This is a genomic window from Rhodococcoides sp. S146-33, from assembly GCF_059489205.1.
In genome coordinates this window covers 54,124-70,840 of the sequence record NZ_JCAJWY010000006.1, presented here as the reverse complement: position 1 = coordinate 70,840, position 16,717 = coordinate 54,124, and the positions used below count along the sequence as shown (strand labels likewise).

Annotated in this window: 16 protein-coding genes and 1 pseudogene; 2 read left to right on the top strand and 15 right to left on the bottom strand. The window is 64.3% G+C overall.

What is annotated here, in order from left to right; all coding sequences use genetic code 11:
- Positions 1-190: 190 nt before the first annotated feature.
- Positions 191-302, top strand: a pseudogene (locus tag AC5WEY_RS21330) (TerD family protein); the annotation flags it as partial.
- A 17-nt stretch (positions 303-319) separates the two neighbouring features.
- Here AC5WEY_RS21330 and AC5WEY_RS21325 read toward each other — a convergent pair.
- The 11 genes from AC5WEY_RS21325 to AC5WEY_RS21275 are packed head-to-tail and all read right to left on the bottom strand — an operon-like array spanning position 320 to position 10,925.
- Positions 320-1,423 (bottom strand): alcohol dehydrogenase catalytic domain-containing protein, encoded by a 1,104-nt coding sequence (locus tag AC5WEY_RS21325; protein ID WP_495647426.1) that lies wholly within the window; start codon positions 1,421-1,423, stop codon positions 320-322.
- A 10-nt stretch (positions 1,424-1,433) separates the two neighbouring features.
- Complete coding sequence (locus AC5WEY_RS21320) at positions 1,434-2,393, bottom strand: ROK family protein (protein WP_495647425.1); 960 nt, start codon at positions 2,391-2,393, stop codon at positions 1,434-1,436.
- Entirely contained in the window at positions 2,390-3,088 is a 699-nt protein-coding gene (locus AC5WEY_RS21315; protein ID WP_495647424.1) for an HAD-IA family hydrolase, read from the bottom strand. The genes AC5WEY_RS21320 and AC5WEY_RS21315 overlap by 4 nt, the downstream gene beginning before the upstream one ends.
- The gene (locus AC5WEY_RS21310; protein WP_495647423.1) at positions 3,085-3,972 is read right to left on the bottom strand and encodes a TIGR03619 family F420-dependent LLM class oxidoreductase; all 888 of its coding nucleotides are present in this window, start codon (positions 3,970-3,972) and stop codon (positions 3,085-3,087) included. Before AC5WEY_RS21310 ends, AC5WEY_RS21315 begins: the two co-directional genes overlap by 4 nt.
- The gene (locus AC5WEY_RS21305; protein ID WP_495647422.1) at positions 3,969-4,766 is read right to left on the bottom strand and encodes a VOC family protein; all 798 of its coding nucleotides are present in this window, start codon (positions 4,764-4,766) and stop codon (positions 3,969-3,971) included. The genes AC5WEY_RS21310 and AC5WEY_RS21305 overlap by 4 nt, the downstream gene beginning before the upstream one ends.
- Positions 4,763-5,662, bottom strand: coding sequence for an NADP-dependent oxidoreductase (locus AC5WEY_RS21300; protein WP_495647421.1), 900 nt, complete (start codon positions 5,660-5,662; stop codon positions 4,763-4,765). The genes AC5WEY_RS21305 and AC5WEY_RS21300 overlap by 4 nt, the downstream gene beginning before the upstream one ends.
- Positions 5,659-6,477: an SDR family NAD(P)-dependent oxidoreductase gene (locus AC5WEY_RS21295; RefSeq protein WP_495647420.1), complete on the bottom strand. Its 819-nt coding sequence runs from the start codon at positions 6,475-6,477 to the stop codon at positions 5,659-5,661. Before AC5WEY_RS21295 ends, AC5WEY_RS21300 begins: the two co-directional genes overlap by 4 nt.
- Positions 6,470-7,453: a zinc-dependent alcohol dehydrogenase gene (locus tag AC5WEY_RS21290; protein ID WP_495647419.1), complete on the bottom strand. Its 984-nt coding sequence runs from the start codon at positions 7,451-7,453 to the stop codon at positions 6,470-6,472. The genes AC5WEY_RS21295 and AC5WEY_RS21290 overlap by 8 nt, the downstream gene beginning before the upstream one ends.
- A gap of 8 nt (positions 7,454-7,461) precedes the next feature.
- Positions 7,462-8,652 carry an MFS transporter gene (locus AC5WEY_RS21285; protein WP_495647418.1) on the bottom strand — a complete coding sequence of 397 codons (1,191 nt, stop codon included), beginning with the start codon at positions 8,650-8,652 and terminating at the stop codon, positions 7,462-7,464.
- Positions 8,653-8,655: 3 nt separating this feature from the next.
- Complete coding sequence (locus AC5WEY_RS21280) at positions 8,656-9,693, bottom strand: 3-oxoacyl-ACP synthase III family protein (protein ID WP_495647417.1); 1,038 nt, start codon at positions 9,691-9,693, stop codon at positions 8,656-8,658.
- Positions 9,690-10,925, bottom strand: a complete 1,236-nt coding sequence (locus AC5WEY_RS21275; protein ID WP_495647416.1) for a sedoheptulose 7-phosphate cyclase — start codon at positions 10,923-10,925, stop codon at positions 9,690-9,692. Before AC5WEY_RS21275 ends, AC5WEY_RS21280 begins: the two co-directional genes overlap by 4 nt.
- 169 nt (positions 10,926-11,094) lie before the next feature.
- Between AC5WEY_RS21275 and AC5WEY_RS21270 the strand changes: the two genes are divergently transcribed.
- The gene (locus tag AC5WEY_RS21270; protein WP_495647415.1) at positions 11,095-11,709 is read left to right on the top strand and encodes a TetR/AcrR family transcriptional regulator; all 615 of its coding nucleotides are present in this window, start codon (positions 11,095-11,097) and stop codon (positions 11,707-11,709) included.
- Between the two features lie 48 nt (positions 11,710-11,757).
- Here AC5WEY_RS21270 and AC5WEY_RS21265 read toward each other — a convergent pair whose 3' ends face one another.
- The 4 genes from AC5WEY_RS21265 to AC5WEY_RS21250 form a co-directional block, all read right to left on the bottom strand.
- Entirely contained in the window at positions 11,758-13,383 is a 1,626-nt protein-coding gene (locus AC5WEY_RS21265) for a long-chain fatty acid--CoA ligase (protein ID WP_495647414.1), read from the bottom strand.
- 67 nt (positions 13,384-13,450) lie between these two features.
- Complete coding sequence (locus AC5WEY_RS21260; RefSeq protein ID WP_495647413.1) at positions 13,451-14,530, bottom strand: alpha/beta hydrolase; 1,080 nt, start codon at positions 14,528-14,530, stop codon at positions 13,451-13,453.
- A gap of 13 nt (positions 14,531-14,543) precedes the next feature.
- A complete protein-coding gene (locus AC5WEY_RS21255; protein WP_495647412.1) occupies positions 14,544-15,368 on the bottom strand; it encodes an acyl-CoA thioesterase in 825 nt (274 codons plus the stop codon).
- 22 nt (positions 15,369-15,390) lie between these two features.
- Positions 15,391-16,680 (bottom strand): MFS transporter, encoded by a 1,290-nt coding sequence (locus AC5WEY_RS21250; RefSeq protein ID WP_495647411.1) that lies wholly within the window; start codon positions 16,678-16,680, stop codon positions 15,391-15,393.
- Positions 16,681-16,717: the final 37 nt, after the last annotated feature.

Here is a 16,717-nt window from a genome sequence, read left to right as displayed (position 1 = left end):
GGGAGACTTTGTCAGTGCGGGCAATCGTGCTGCCGCCCAATGGCAGGCCATGTCAACCCGTTGCGTGGTCGTGGCGACGACAGACTCGTACACCGAACTAGCCCCGGTCTCGGTATCGCTCGATGGGCTCGAGTCGATGGTCGCCACAGCGGTGCTCGATGCGGCCACAACGGAACAATCGATGCTGTTGGCAGAGATCTACCGCCGGGGGGAGCGGTTGGCGCTTCCGACCCATCGGCCAGGGCTACGACGACGGGTTGGCTGAGCTGGCCGTCAGATACGGCGTCGAAGTCGACGAATAGTCCAAAGCGGGTTTCTGTCAGCCTTCGCTCGTGAGGTCCACCACCAACCGGATCACGAGTTCACCGTCGACGACTCTCGTTCGTTGCTCGCAGATGACGTTCATCAGGGCCGTCCCCTCGTCGATTCCGCGCCGATGGGTGAGGAGCCTGTCGATCGAGTCGTCGCCGGTGGTCAATGCCGTTGCTGCTGCGGTGAGTTGACGGTTGGTCACGCCCCGATTGCCCGTCATCGCCACCCGCTGCGAGCCGCGGGTGAACGTCGTAACCGCGGGCGGCGTCGGGCCGCCGGTGTTCGCCTGGCGAACACCGGCGATGTCCACACCCGGGAGCAGGTCGGACGTCGCCTTGGCCGGCACCCCGCCGATGGGATGCACCGCGACGACTCGATCTCCGAGGCGACACAGCGCCGCATCGATGGACGCCACCGTCCCGGCGCGATGGGTGGCCACCAGAACCGCGACCGATCCGGTCAGGTCCCGTTCCCACTCGTCATCGGTGGAGAAGTTCTTCACCGACGGCAGGTAGTCGGCCGTCCACTTCGTGCCCAGTTCGGTGCGGTGCACCATCGCGACCTCCACGGTAGGGAACAGGACGGACGGCGCGAGAGTGGCTGCGAGATTACCGATCAGACCATCCCCGAAAATCAAGAGCGTCTCAGGGGACTCTCGTGACAGGCACGAGAGGGCATACCGAACGACGGCGTACGGCTCGACGAGAGTTGCTCGGGCACTGGACAAGCCGGGCGGAAGCAGCGACACCAATCCGCCGCTGACGGCGGACGCGCCGATGACGACCCGCTGCTGAAACAATCCCTCGACGTTGTGACCGAGCAGGAACGACGAGTCGTGCGGGTGCGTGGGATTGACGACAACACGGTCACCGGCGGCGAATTCGGATACCCCGGAACCGACCTCGACCACGCGGGCGGCTCCCTCGTGACCCACGATCGGCGACGGATCGTCCCGATCGCCGCGCACAATCTGAATATCCGTGCCGCACAGCGATACCGACTCCGGAGCGATCAACAATTCACCCGGCCCGGGCGACGGCGTCGGACGCACTTCGACGGCCGAATGGCTGCCCTGCCGAACGATGGCGCGATGAGTCGCTTGTGTTGTCATCATTCCTCTTTCAGATCTTCGTGACGCGGAGAAAGCCGTCGGCGATGGCGTCGGCTCCGGCCAGGGTGTCGATGTCGCCGGGGCGACAGAGATGGATGATGTCGGCGACGCGCTCCGGAGTGAGGGAGTCGGCATACGAGCGCGTCTCTGCGAGCTGCCCGGTGAGCTCGCGTTCGTAGAATTCCCACAGTCCCTCGGCGACACCGCCGCCTATTCCGATGCGGTCCAAGCGCGGGTCGAGGGTAATCATGGTCCTGACCAGTTCGGCGATCGGTTCTACCACTGTCCGCAGCAGCCTGGACGAATCGGGGTCTCCGGCCGCCAGCGACGAGGCAAAGGTATCGACGTCGTAGCGAATCTCGAGAGCATCTGCCACTGCCTGAACTGCGGGACCGGACGAGATGGACGAGACGTGCCCGATTCCTCCGCATGCGCAGGGCAACGTCCGCACTGCCTCGGGGGCCGAAGTCGATGCTCGGAGATGACCGACCTCGCCCTGAAGGCCACGATGGTTCACCGGAATGGATCTCTCGGTCAAAATGGCAGTGCGCGCTGCGATTCCGCTGCTGATCGTGAAGTAGGCGATGTGCCGATCGGTGGGTCGGGCGAATCCGAGCGCGAACGACGCCAGCCCAGCGGTCACGTCGTTGACGAGTCTCCAGTGCACATCGGGACGACGGGACGACAACATGCTCAGCAGGGGAATCTCACCGGTGGGCGCTCCGCCCCACAGTGGCCCCGAACCCAGTGCAACGCCGTTCTGCTCGTCGAGCGCCGCGCCACACGAGATGTTCACCGCTGCACCATGCGGCGCATGACGATCGAGCGTATCCATCAGTTGCTGCAGCAGGTTGTCGGCCGCTACGCCGGGCTGTCTGAGCGCACTGGGCGAGGGCACTCGCTCGATGACGTCACCACTGCGGATACGCAGCCACGTGCCGCCCAGATCGACCGACACAGCTGCCGTCATCGCACCGGATCCGCGTCGATCACGAGGGCATCGTCGCGCACTGCGACCCGCAACGATTCGAAGTCGTCCACGCGGGAAACCTGCGGACCGGACTCGTTGCCGATCGCGATGCATCGCGCGCCGGCGGCGTGCGCTGCGGCAATGCCGGCGTCTGCGTCCTCGAAGACGATGCACGACTCGATCGACACACCCAGTCTTTCTGCAGCAGAAAGAAATCCCTCAGGATCGGGCTTGCCGACGGCCACGTCCTCGGCGCACACGGCAACCTTCGGTGTCGGTAGCCCGGCCGCGGTCAGACGTCGCACCATCATCGAACGTGACGCCGACGTCACCACCGCCCACCGGTCCGCTGGCACCGAGGCGAGAAACTGCCCCGCACCGGCGATGGGCCGAACCGGCACCAGACTCTGGTGTTCGCGCTCTCGAATCCACTCGAGTGCCTCGCGTAGGTCGGCAGTGGGCCCGAGTACCCGCAGAATGATGTCGGCGGCCAGTCGGCCCGGTAGCGCATTGGACATCACCGCCTTGTCGACACCGTGGCGCTCGGCGAAAGCGAACCACACCGCTTCGATGGACTCGTGCGAATCGACCAGGGTGCCATCCATGTCGAACAGGAATGCGGCAGCGGTGATCTGGTTCGTTCCGCGGGCTCCACTTCCGATGGATCGACGAGTCGGACTGGGCTGCACACTCATACCGTGGCCTCCTCTCGCATCCCCAGGACTTCGCCGGCGTATCGGACGAGTTCGAGATCGTGTGCGGTGGACCGCCGCAGACGTTGATCACCCGGATCGGTGTCGAGAACCACGGTGCTCGCGCCCACCTCGGTGAGGAACTCGATGTCGGTGTGGATCTGTTCGATGCTGCCGTATCCGAGTGGACGGTTCGGTGACTCGATCGGGGTGTCGGTGGGGAGGAAGTAGATCCTCGGAACGAACTCTGTGCCGTCGTGCAAAGCGCGCGATCCAGCGACGCACAGTTGCCGCGACGGGTGCAGCGGATGCCAACCGGTACCGAGGGTGTTTGCCCGGTCGAGCGCGGCGGGACCGTTGCCACCGATCCACAGCGGTGGATGTGGCGTCTGTACCGGCAGCGGTCCGCCGTGGACTCGGCGTGGCGTGCCGCTCGCTCCTGCAGTCTCGTACGTCTCCGACGACCATGCCGCGCGCAGAGTTTCGAGCGTGGCGTCGGTCATGCGACCCCGCCGGTGGAACGGGACGCCCAGTACATCGAATGCCTGCGCCGTCCAGCCGACGCCGACTCCGACGATGAGTCGTCCACCGCTGAGCCGGTCGATCGTGGCTGTCACGTGCGCCAGATGTGCCGGATGACGGTGGCTTCCGATCAGCACTCCGCTACCGAGGCGGATGGAGTCGGTCTGACCCGCGAGCCACGACAGCGTGGCCAGGCATTCGTAAAACGGTGCGGGGGAGCGTCGATGGGCGTCGTCGGTCAGTACCACGTGATCCGAGAGCAGAATGTTGTCGAAGCCGACGGATTCGGCAGTGCGCGCCCACGCGAGAATCCCATCCGGGTCGATTTGCGGACCGAAGTTCGGGAGATTGATTCCGTACTTCACAGCGCACCGGGGAACAGTCGAACTGCACCGGTGTTGCGATCGCCGGTGGGCAGGGTGAGGAAATTGCCGCCGTTGGCCGTCAGTGGTCGGGCACCGTGTTTGCGGCCGATGTTGTGCTCGAACAGTTCGACGTTCAGCTCGCCGACCGACACCATGGACATCCGGGAGGTGCCCTCCACATCCAGGTCGAATTGCGCACGCATGAAACCACGATCTGCTTCGATCTCGGTACGCAGTACTTCGACGGCGGAATGCGATTCCACCAGCCGAGCAATCGTGGCATCGAGATCTGCCACGCTGTAGCCGGAGTGGTCGAGTCCTCTACAGGTCGGCAGCAGCGCCGACGGATTATCCTCGCGTCGGTGATACAGCCGGGCGTCGGTATCGCCGAAATATCCCGGCGTCTCTGGCCACTGCTGCAGCTCGAACAATGTGCCCCACGGCGATCGGAAGTAGACCCACCTGTTGCCCGCAATCGGGCCCTCCGGCACGGTGATCACGTCGCCGAGCACCGAAACATCCTCGCGTGCGGCGAGATAACTCGCTGCAGCGTCGATGTCGCCGACCGTGAAGCACAGGTGATTGGTCCCTACGTCCACCAGCCGCGGCGGGACTTGGTCCGGAGCGGCCGAGGAGGTGAACTCGATGGACATGCCGTCCCCGACCGGCACCGATGCGTTGTCGCCGCAGTTCACGCCCAACAGTGACGCAACGAAGTCGGCCGCTTCGTGGCCGTCGGGAACGGTGATTCCGATTGTGGTGAGCGAGGTGTCGATGTTCGTGGTGACGGTCATGGGATCAGCAGTACCTTTCCTCGTGTTCCACCGGAAGCGAGCAGGGAATGAGCGCGCGCGGCCTCGTCGAAACCGAACTTGCGGGCGACCGAAACGGTGATCGTCCCCGCGGAGACGAGCGCGGCGAACTCCTCGAGACCTGGCCCGTCCTCGTTGACGTAGCTCTTACCCGGCGTGATGCCGCGCTGTGGTTCGGGCTGATCGCCGTCCTCGATGGAGACGTACGCACCGCCGTCGCGAACACTGTCGATCGTTTCCACCACGCCTGCGGTGTCGACGACGGCGTCGTAAGTCCCGAGGGGCAGATCTACGGGTTTGCCGAACACACTGCGGGCACCGAGTTCGAGCAGATCGTCGGTGTCGGACTCGCGCGCGAGAGCGTCGACGCGGTGGCCGCGGGTCAGCAGAATGGCCGACGCTATGCGGCCCACCGCGCCGGCAGCACCGGTCACCAAGACTGTGGATTGTGCTGGGAGAGTGATTTTTTCGAGCTGTTGAAGGGCAGTGAGGGCGGCGAGCGGTAGTGCGGCCGCGTGCTCGAGGGTGATGCCGGTGGGTGCGTGCGCGAACAACGATTCGTCGGCGACGACGCGTTCGGCGTAGGTGCCGAAGCGGTGTGCCGGCTGGGCAATCATGCCGATCACGTTGTCGCCCGGTGCAAATCGAGTGACCGACGGGCCCACGGCGACGACGGTTCCCGAGACATCCCAACCGAGGACTGCGGGGTACATCAATTCGATGTCCAGGAATCCTGAACGAGTCTTGAGGTCTACCGGGTTGACGGCGGCCGCAGCCACCGACACGACGATGTCGCCAGGCCCTGCCTCGGGCTCGTCGATCTCTGCGACGGTGAGTACGTCGGGTTCACCCTTGGCGGTGATGATCACGGCCTTCATGCAATGTCCTTTCGTCCGGTAGCGGGGACCAGTCGGCCCGCATATCGCGCGTTCTCTTCTGCGGCGGTCAGCACGAGGCCACCGTCGACGGTGATGGTGGTGCCGGTGAGGTAGCTCGATGCGGGTCCGGCGAGAAACACTGCGGCTGCGGCAACTTCGTCGACTCCCGCGGGCCGCCCCAGCGGAATGGCCGGCCGCACGATGTCCGCGTATCTCGACTCGTCGTCGACGCCGTTCATCGCGGTGGCTGTTTCCCCGGGTGCCACGGAATTGACACGGATTCCGTGCCGGGCGAACTCGAGCGCGAGAACCTTGCCCGACGCGGCCAACGCCGCCTTGCTGGCGCAATACACGGCTCCGCCGGTGATGGGGATCGAGTCGTGAACGGAGGTGATGTTGACGATCGAGCCGGCGATACCGTCGGCGATCATGCGGCGACCGACCGCCGATGCCAACGCGAGTGGTGTGACGGTATTGATGGCAAGGACGTCCTCGATTCGTTGGACATCGAGTGCGTCGGCCGAGGATCGGTCGTTGACGCCGGCGTTGTTGACCAGGCATCGGATGCTGCCGAGCTCGCCTACCGCGCTCTCGACTGCAGCGACCGTGGCACGCGCGTCACGCAGATCGAGGTGTAGCGCGAGTGCGTCTACGGGACAGGAGGCTCGAATATCGTCCACCAGTCGACTGATTCGATCGGTGCCGTGCCCGTATCCGAGAATCAGATCGTGCCCTTCGTTCGCGAGGGCCAGCGCGATGGCGCGGCCGATTCCGCTGCTCGCACCGGTGACAACCGTGTACCCGGGACTACTCAACTGCGATCACCACTTTCGGTCGTGTCCGGCGGCTTTCGAGACGATCGAACGCCGCTTTGGCGTCGGACAACGGCACCACGCTGTCGATGAGCGCGGCCAGTGCGGGACGAATCAGCGGAAAGAGCGCCGCCGCGCGGCGATAGTGATCGACACCGTGACGAATCCCGATGATCGAAATACCCGCCAGGGCAACCATTCCGGGGTCGATGGATTCGGAGTGCGCGGCGACGCCGACGAGGATGCATTTTCCGCCGGGACGGAGTGCGCCGATTGCCGTGCCCAGCGCACCGGCCCCACCCGATGCTTCGACGACGATGTCGTAGGTCCCGGTCAGAGCATCGGCTGTCGTGAACCTCTGCGCCACTGCGCCGGATCCGAGGTGCTCGATGCATCGTGGCTCGAGAACGTCGACGAAGACGGGGCACCGGGACAGCATGGCTACCGCGAGACTGCCGATGGTTCCCGCGCCGATGACGAGCACTCGATCGCCCGGGGACACCGACGCCGCCTCGAGCGCTTCGAGCACGGTGACCAGCGGTTCGATGAGCACGTGTTCGGGTTCGGCGGGTACGCGTCCCAGCGAGACCACGGCGCGCCGCGGCATGACGAGGAATTGTGCTGCAGCACCGCCGTGTTCGTACAGGCCGACTTCCTTGAGATCCGAACATTGATTGCGCTTGCCCGATCCGCAGGCTGTGCAGGACTGGCAGAAGAGCATGGTGCTGCCGGTGACGGCTTCACCATTGTCGAGGTCGTGGACGTGGCTGCCTGTCCGGTCGACCACGCCGACCCACTCGTGTCCGAAGTGGTGCGGAAACGCGGTCTTTCCCTCGGTCAGGTACGAGGACGTGCCGTGCAGCAGTTCCAGATCGGTACCGCACAATCCGACGTAGGAGACGGCGACGACGACGTCGTCCGGGCCGCAGACCGGGGCGTCGAGCTCGACGATCGACACCGAATGCGGTGCGTCGATCACGGCGGCTCTCATCCGGCCGCCAGGGATGTGCGACGACTGACGAAGAGCAGCAACACTGCACCGATGGCGAGCGCTGCGCCGATGGCAGGCAGGACCGAGACGCTGTTGCCTCCCGACAGCGCGATCGAACCGATCCATGCACCGGCGGCGTTCGCGAGTTGGAACCCGGCGATGTTGACCGTGGCGGCGAGGTGTGGTGCTTCACTGGCCGCACCGATCAGCTTCGAGGCGAGCGGCGGAATGATCGAGAATCCGGCCGCACCCACGACGAACATCCAGGCGAACGCGAACCACGGCGTGCTGCCGAAGAGGAACAGGACGAGCAGGGCGACGGCAAGCGCCGCCAATGCCGTGTACAGCGTCTTGTCGAGTGCCTTGTCTGCGAAGTACCCGCCGAGCTGATTGCCGACGACGGAGCCGACGCCGAAGACGAACAGCACGATGGTGACGGTGGACGCGGAGATTCCGGCGTGATCGGTGAGATACGGCGAGATGTAGGTGAACACCACGAACAGTGCGGCCTGACTCAGTGCAGTGAGCCCGATCGCCCACAGTACGGGGCCTCGGGTGAACACGCTCAGTTCCGAAGTGGCACTGCCGGTGTGGTGTGACGGTGCTGCGCGTCGGGTCGAGGCGATCAGGGCGGCTGTGACGAACAACTGGAAGAGTGCGACGATGGCGAACGACCACCGCCACCCGAGCTGTGAACCGATCAGTGTGCCCAGCGGAACTCCGAGGACGGTCGCGAGGTTGAGGCCGAGCGTCACGCGGGCGATCACTCGACCCTGAAACTCCGGCTCCACCAATGACGTTGCCAACACCAGGCACAAAGCGAAGAACGTGGCGTGGGGGAGTGCGGTGATGACGCGGAACACAACGAGGGTCGCGAAGTTCGGGGCCAGCGCGGTTCCGATGTTGCCGACGATGAACAAGGCCATCAACGCGGCGATGAGCGGGGTCCGGGGAACCCTGGTGGTCGCGATGGTGAGCAGCGGCCCGCCGATCACGACCGTGACGGCGTAGATCGTGACCAGCAGGCCCGCAGTCGAATTGCTGACACCGACATCGGAGGAGATATCCGGGAGAACTCCAGCAACGAGGTACTCGACGGTTCCCACCCCGAACACTGCGAGCAGCATCCAGATGATGGCGACATTGGCGTTGGTAGTGGGCGCTTCACGGCGTGTCTCGGTAACCATGGTCTATCCCTTCGTGGTGTTGTCGTGGCCGGTGTATTCGACGACTGCGCATCCCCAGGTGAACCCGACGCCGATGCCGGTGAGCATGATTCGGTCGCCCGGCTGCACTGCCTCGGTGCGGCGAAGCAGGTCGAGGCCGAGCAGCGGGTCGGCGGCACCGGTATGGCCGATCGTGCGACCGAGCTCGACGAGCGTCTGATCCGGTCTGATCTTGAGAGGCTCGAAGCACTGTTTGCGCAGCAGAACGTTGCCGAAGTTGGGGACGATCCACCTGCTGATCTCGCTGTGGTGGGTCTCCGAGTCGCCCAATGCGGTCTCGGCGCAACGGGACAGGGCTGCCGCGTTGCGAGACCAGAACTCGTCGATGCTGTGTGTCGCGGTGAAGCCGGCGACACGCGCTCGTAGGTCGATGGGACCCTCGGTGTCGTAGACCGGCATGTCGAGACTGTCGTTGCCGCGGTGCATCTGCTCGAGGTGTGCATCGCTCACCACGGATGTGGACAGAATGCGAAACGGGCCGGGGTCGGGGCCGACGACCGCGGCGGCGGCACCGTCTCCGTAGACGAGTCCACTGTCTGATGTCCACCGATCGAACAGCGGCATACGCCACGCGTCGGATGCTGTCACCAATCCCTTGCCGCGCCCGTCGAACCAGCGGCCGACCATCTCCATGCCCACGATTGCGCCGGCGCATGCGGTGCGGATTTCGATGGGTAGGCAGTCGTCGATGCCGAGTTCGTTCTGGATGTAGGCACCGCAGTTCCAGGCCTCGAGGCCGTTGTGCAGGACGACAGCGTGCACGAGGAGATCGATCTCCTCGGTGTTGATTCCGCTGTCCTGCAGAGCGGCTCGGCCCGCGAGGACGGCCATGTTCGGCGCGGACTCACCGAGTTCGGGGTTCGAGACCGCAGCCGATATCTGACCGGTCTTCTGGTGTTCGATCTCCTCGAATCGGCCCGCCGCGACCCTATCGGCTGCCTGGACTCGACTTTCGGGCAGATAGGAGCCGAAGCCCTCGATATACAGACTCTCCCACTTCACGATGCCACCTTCGTCACCGAAATTTCGCCCGTAGGAAGCCCGGCGTTCTTGCGTGCGAGGAGGGACAGCGCCGACGCGATCTCGTCGTTCGTCACGTCGTTGGCGAAATGGTGCCCACCGATACCGACGGGAAGTGGCAGTCGCTGACGCCCGTCGCGGTGCCGGACGGTATCTGCGAGTGCGGCGTCGAGCAGGCCTTCGCGAGACAACGCGTCGTTCCATACAGGCAGGCCAAGTTTCTCCATCACCGACAGGATTCGGTCGAGATCGGCACCGCTCAGGCTGCCGCGAAGGAATCCCAGTGCAGAGGTGAGTGCCATGTCGATGCTGACGGCCTCGCCGTGCAGTAGAGCGGGCAACGCCTCCATCTCCAGGGTCGGCGAGAACGTGTGTCCGTAGTCCACACACCGTTCGAGGCAGGACTCCCACAGGTTGGGTTGGAGTTCCTCGAGCATGAGGTGGATCGACTCGGCGATGACTTGCGTTGCAGCAATGTCCAGTTCGCTGCACGTACCCTGGAAGTTGTCACCGATGAGGCGTTGGCCGAAAGTTTCGAGCAGCTCGAACAGGTCGACCGACTTGATCAACGCCATCTTCAGAATCTCGGCGAGGCCGTTGGACAGGTGCCGGTCGTCCAGGGTGCGCAGAAAGGCGCGATCCACGTAGGTGGCAAGGGCAGGGGCATAGGTTCCGAGGCGATTCTTGCCCATGCCGTAGTTGACGCCCGTCTTGACGCCCACTCCGGCGTCGACGAGCCCGATGAGGGTGGTGGGAATTCGGATGTAGGGGGTGCCGCGCCGATAGACGCTCGCGGCGAATCCGACGACGTCGAGCAGTACCCCGCCGCCGATGGCGATGACCGGCTCGCGGCGTCGGTCGATCCCGAATGCGTTCATGGCGTCGACAACTCGGATGACCGAGCTCCACTCCTTGACGGTTTCGTCGGCGCGCATCGGCACGAACGATGCGGCCACTCCGTGGTGCTCGAAGTAGCTCCTGATGCGGTCGCCGTGGATGCGGTCGACATTGGAGTCGATGACGATGAGCCGCCTGTCTCCCCGGGTCAACGGTGCTGCGCTGCAGCCGTCCAGTAGCTGGGAGTTCTCCGGGGCGAACAGATTGCGTGCGGCGATGACGTGGTATTCGACCTGCTTGACTGCCTCGACCTTCCATGTCGAGTCGGTGTCCGCACTGTGGCTGAGTCCGAGTTTGAATGAAGCGGCACTACGCATTTCGATCCCCCTGGACGGTGATGTGCACTCTCGGGCCGTGGTCACGCACTTCCGTTCTGCGTCGAACCGAAGTTCTTACTGCAGCGTAGGGTATTCGTTTATCGATCGCTACAGGAGTAGACTAGATCACAGCCGCACAGAACGGTTGCGATGTGACACAGGAGGGTCTATGGCCGGCGTACGAGGACAGGGCCGAAAGTTCGATGTCGACTCAGCGCTGGATCAGGCGATGTTCGCCTTCTGGGAACACGGATACGAGGGCACCTCGGTCTCGATGCTCACCAGTGCGATGGGCATCAACCCGCCGAGTCTCTACAGTGCGTTCGGTGGCAAGGAGGGGTTGTTCTTCGCGGCGGTAGACCGCTACCTTGCAACGCGTGGTGACTTCATGGACCGGGCGTTCGCAGCGGAGGCCCGGGCAGCCGAGCTGATCTCGAGACTGCTGTACGACGCGGCGTTGCACTACACCGACGACTCGTGTCCGGGCGGCTGTCTGATCATCAGCTCGGCCGTCGGCGTCACCGACGCCAATCGAAGCATCGCAGATCGGTTGCGGGACATGCGCAATGCCAACGTATCACTGCTGTCGAAGCGGATCTCCGACAACGTTGCCGACGGTGTATTGCCCGCGTCGTGGGATCCCGTCGATGTAGCCGAATTCATCGGCGTGATCATTCAGGGCATGTCGCAACGCGCGCGAGACGGCGCATCTCGAGCTCAGTTGGAACGCGTTGCCGACATGACTCTCGCCTCGTTGGGGTCGGCGCACTCGCTCGCGCGCTGACGGTGATGGGTGTCGAGGTGGTCGGCACCCATCACGCATCGGGCCGCGTCACACCAGCTCGATGACCTCCAACGCACCGTCGGCATGAGAACTCCGCAGTCGCTTCTTGTCGTATTTGCCCACACTCGTTTTCGGAACCTCGTCGATGAAGGTCCAGCGCTCGGGCAGCTGCCAATGCGCGACGCGGCTGTCAAGGAATTGTTTCAGTTCCTCGGCCGTCACCGACGCACCCTCGCGAACGACAACAGCAACCAAGGGCCGTTCGTCCCACTTGGTGTCCGGCACACCGATGACAGCTGCCTCACGAACAGCCGGATGTCCCATCACCTGGTTCTCGAGTTCCACCGACGAGATCCACTCGCCACCGGACTTGATGATGTCCTTGGAGCGATCGGTGAGGCGCAGGTAGCCGCTCTCGGAGATGGTGCCGACGTCACCGGTCCGCAGCCAGCCGTCGTCGAACTTGTCGTCCGCATCGGCGCGGTAGTAGCTGCCGGTGATCCACGGGCCACGTACCTCGAGTTCACCGACGGTCTTGCCGTCCCACGGCAGCACGTCACCGGCATCGCCGACAAGTCGTGCTCGCACTCCGGCAACGAATCGTCCCTGCGTGCAACGCAAGTCGAACTCGTCCTCGGCGGACAGGCCGGCATCGGGTCTACCGGAGGTGCCCAGTGGTGAGGTCTCGGTCATGCCCCACGCCTGCGAGATGTGCACGCCGTACTTGTCGTGGAATGCCTTCATCAAACTTGGCGGGCACGCGGCGCCGCCGACCACCACGTCACGCAGACTCGACAGGTCTGCCGGGTGCTCGTCGAGGTGAGCGAGCAATGCCTGCCAGATCGTCGGGACCGCTGCAGCGGCGGTCGGCCGCAGCGTCGACATCATCTCGGCCAATGGGGCGGGCTGGAGGAACCTGTCGGGCATGATCAGAGACGCACCGACCATCAGCGCTGCGTAGGGCAAACCCCACGACATGGCGTGGAACATCGGCACGATGGCCAACACCTTGTCGGACTGCGCGATTGCCATCGCGTCGGTCATGCAGGCCTGCATCGAGTGCAGGTAGATCGATCGATGCGAATACACCACGCCCTTGGGGTCGCCGGTGGTGCCCGAGGTGTAACACATTGCGGCAGCGGATCGTTCGTCGAGCTCGGGCCAGTCGAACTCCTTCGACCGACCAGCCAGCAGGTCCTCGTAGCCCAGTACTTCGATGCCGTCGGGTGCGGTCACCTGCGCCGGGTCGGCACCGACGACGATGAGATGTCGCACGGTCTGGAATGTCGGCAGCAGCGGCGTCAGCAGGGGGAGCAGGCTCGCGTCGGCGATGATCACCTGATCCTCGGCGTGATTGACGATGTAGGTGAGCTGCTCGGGGAAGAGTCGAATGTTCAGCGTGTGCAGTACCGCGCCCATCGCAGGAATTGCCATGTACGCCTCCATGTGCGGGGCGTTGTTCCACATGAACGTGCCGACGCGCTGGTCGTCGTCGATGCCGATCGACCGCAGTCCGTGCGCGAGTTGCGCTGCCCGCCTGCCCAACTCCCCGAAGGTCACCGTGGTGGGGCCGCTGTCGGTCCAGGTGGTGATCTCGGCCGAGGAGTGAATGGACGTCCCGAATCGAACCAGCTGGCCGATGGACAGTGGGGTGTCCTGCATGGTGCTCTTCATCGATCTCGCTCCTGAAGTCTCGGCATCACATCGGTGTGCTGCGCGTCACACCATGCACGATACGGACTTACTCGGACGCGTGGTCGCGGGTACCTCGGATTCGGGCATCGACCTCGCGAACGGTGTCCCGATAGATGTCCGACGCGGGATCGACGACGGCGAAATGGCCACCCGGTCCCTCGATGTAGTCGACCGAATCCGAGCCTGAAGCGGCGGCCGCGTAGTACGCCCGACTGATCTCGAGCAGGTTGGGGTCGTCGGACACCGTACTCACCACCAGTTGCGGAATGCCGAGCGGAAGCCTCGAGATCGGAGACGCCGCCTCGTAGGTCTCCTGCGCACCGGCGAATCGCGCACCGATCGCATTCGACACCGCGCCCTCGCCGAGCCAGCGCTCATCGGCGACCCGCAGATCGAGAACACCGGCCAGGCTGACGGCAAGGGCCGGTGTGACCGGCTGTCCGACGGCATCTGCCGCGACGCGCAGTGCGAGTTGACCGCCCGCCGAATGTCCGAACAGGACTATGCGAGACAGATCCAGATCACCGGGTGCCGTCTCCAGCGCTGCGAGCGCGGCCGCGACATCTCCGGTTGTCGCATCCCACTCGTGTTCGTCGGGGCGACGGTATTCGACGTTCCACGTCGCGTAACCGCGCTCCGTCAGATCGACGGCCATCGCGTCCATCAAGTCGAACTCCCAGCGCGAACGCCAGTACCCACCGTGAATGAGCACGGCAACGGGAAAGGGGCCATCACCGACCGGCACGCGCAGTTCGGCGCGCTGCTCCGGGTGATCCCCGTAGTCCACGATCGTGCCGGAATGGACGCGGTGGAAATACACGCTGTCGATCGCGAATCGCAGTCCGTCGAGCCCACGGCCGCGAATGTGAGCGCGGATGCCCGGGGATCTGTCCGGTGCGCACTGCCCCAGATCGACTCGAACGACACTGCTGTACGACGACGTGTCGGCGGGGATTCTGTCGCCGGGAACAACGATGACCTCATCGGATCCGGTTGCGGCGTCAACGATTCCGCCGGACAGTCCGCGTGCGGCGAGGGCCCGAGCTACCAGTTCCCGTGCAGTGGCGAGATCGGCGAACACTCCAGGCGCGGCGATGATGTCGATGTGATTCGAGGGGCGAGTCATAACGTCACGCTACTCAGACCTTGTAGTAGACCACCTGATGGCTGGTGGCCATCAGGCTCCCGCCCTCGGTCCACAATTCCGCTGTTTGGTCGAAGTAGCCCTGGTGGAAGCGGCGTGCTCGTGCGGTGCCGAGGATGTAGCCGTCGGCGTGCTGCTCGAGGTCCTCCGGCGTCGCGAAGTAGTGGGTCGTCAACGAGATGGTGCCCGCCGGAACGTACGTGCCCAACCGCTGAAAGATTCGTGGATAGAACACATCGCTCAGCGAGGTCAAGGCCGCAAAGTCCAGCGGCCGGGGCGGCGTGTCGCGGATCCAGAGAGTTTCGGTCGAGTCTGCGGACGCCTGGTCGCTCAGTGCGCCTGCCACGAAACGCATCTCGTAGTTCTTGGCCCAGGCGATGGCGTCGGGGAGACCGCCTTGCTTCGTATCGGCGGGGGAGGGAACGTCAGGGACACTCGCCTCGATGGTGTCCCAAGTGTCACGCCGTGTCCCGAACACCGCGGTTGCGGTTGTGGCCACCGCACCGTTCTGCGTCAGTTCCAGATACCAGTGCTGGTTGCTTCGGTTGGTTCGCACCGGGCGGGCGGAGATCGCGAAATCGCCCTCGGCAACCGGTCCAGCGAAGTTCACCGTCAGCGAGACCGGCGTTCCCAGGCGTTCCGGATGCAGCTCGATGGCCCGAACGAATGTCGCCGCGGTCATGCCACCGAACGGGCCGACCATGTTGTTGTACGGCGCTGACGTCTTTCCGCTGTAGGTGCCGTCGCCGGCTACCTCGAGCGCGACTGCCTCGTCGAACGGGTGCATGGTTCTCCTACTGCCTCGGACGGTGTGTGCCATCCGATCGTAGTGTCGTGGGCATTCAGTCCAGGTCCTGGCCGCGCTTTTCCGGCATCCACACCATCGTCAGGAACGAGATCACTGCGGCGGCAGCGAGGTAGTAGAAGAACCAATCTGCGTGACCCGCATCGGACAAGGCGTTGACCAGTAGGGGAGCGGTGCCGCCGAAGAGAGCAACCGTGAGGTTGTACCAAGCCCCGATGCCGACACCTCGAAGCTCTGCCGGGAAGGCTTCGGCCAAGACCGCAGGAATGATGGCCGAGCACATCGCGAACAGCAGCAGGCCGACGCAGAAGACGATCAGCAGTTTGACGAACGACGGCCCGATCAGCTTCGAGAGCGGGATGATCAGAATCGCGAACAGTGCCGCGTAAGTGAGCAATTGGGGTTTGCGACCGATACGGTCCGCGAGAGCGCCCATGGGGTACTGCAACGCGACGAACATCGCAGTGGCGATCGACAACGCCACGAACACGTCGTTGGCGTCCGCTCCGCGCTGCTTTACGGCGTAGGGCGTCATCGCGGAGAAGAACGTGTAGTAGGCGAGAGTGGCGAGGAGAACGAAACCCACGACCTGCAGAACGGCACGAGGATGATGCTTCATGGTCATCCACAACGGGTTTCGTACAGCCTTCGCCTTGACGGCGTTGCGCTCCTGATTGTCGGCCTCGGCCATGCCGCGTCGCATCCAGAGCCCCACCACTCCGAGCAGCCCGCCGATGAGGAACGGTACGCGCCAGCCCCACGAGTTCAGCTGCGCGTCGTCGAGTGCGAAGGTGAGATACGCGCCGAGCAATGACGCGATGAGAATGGCTGTGCCGGTAGAGATGTAGTAGAAGGACGAGTAGCGGCCCCGTCTGTCATTCGGGGCGATCTCGGCGAGGTAGGCCGACGCATTGGAGACCTCGCCGCCCATCGACATGCCCTGCACGATCCGGGCGAGCAGCAGCAGAATCGGAGCGAGCCAGCCTGCGACGGCGAAGGTGGGCAGAATGGCAATCGCGAACGACCCACCGGACATCATCGCGATCGTCAGGATCATCGCCTGGCGTCGGCCCTTGAGATCGGAGAAGCGTCCGATCAACAATCCGCCGAGTGGCCGGAAGAAGAACGCCACCGAGTACGTGGCCAACGTGCTCAGCAGCGCCAGAGCCGGGTTGTCGCCGGAGAAGATCTGAGTGGCGAAGTAGATGGAGAACGTAGCGTAGACAGTCCAGTCGTACCATTCCACCGCGTTGCCGATACTGACTGCGAGCAGTTGCTTCTTGGGCATCACGTGCCGAGTGGACGTCGATTCGGACTTCACTGACATGGCGATCTCCTCATCCTGTACCGACACTGGCAGCCTA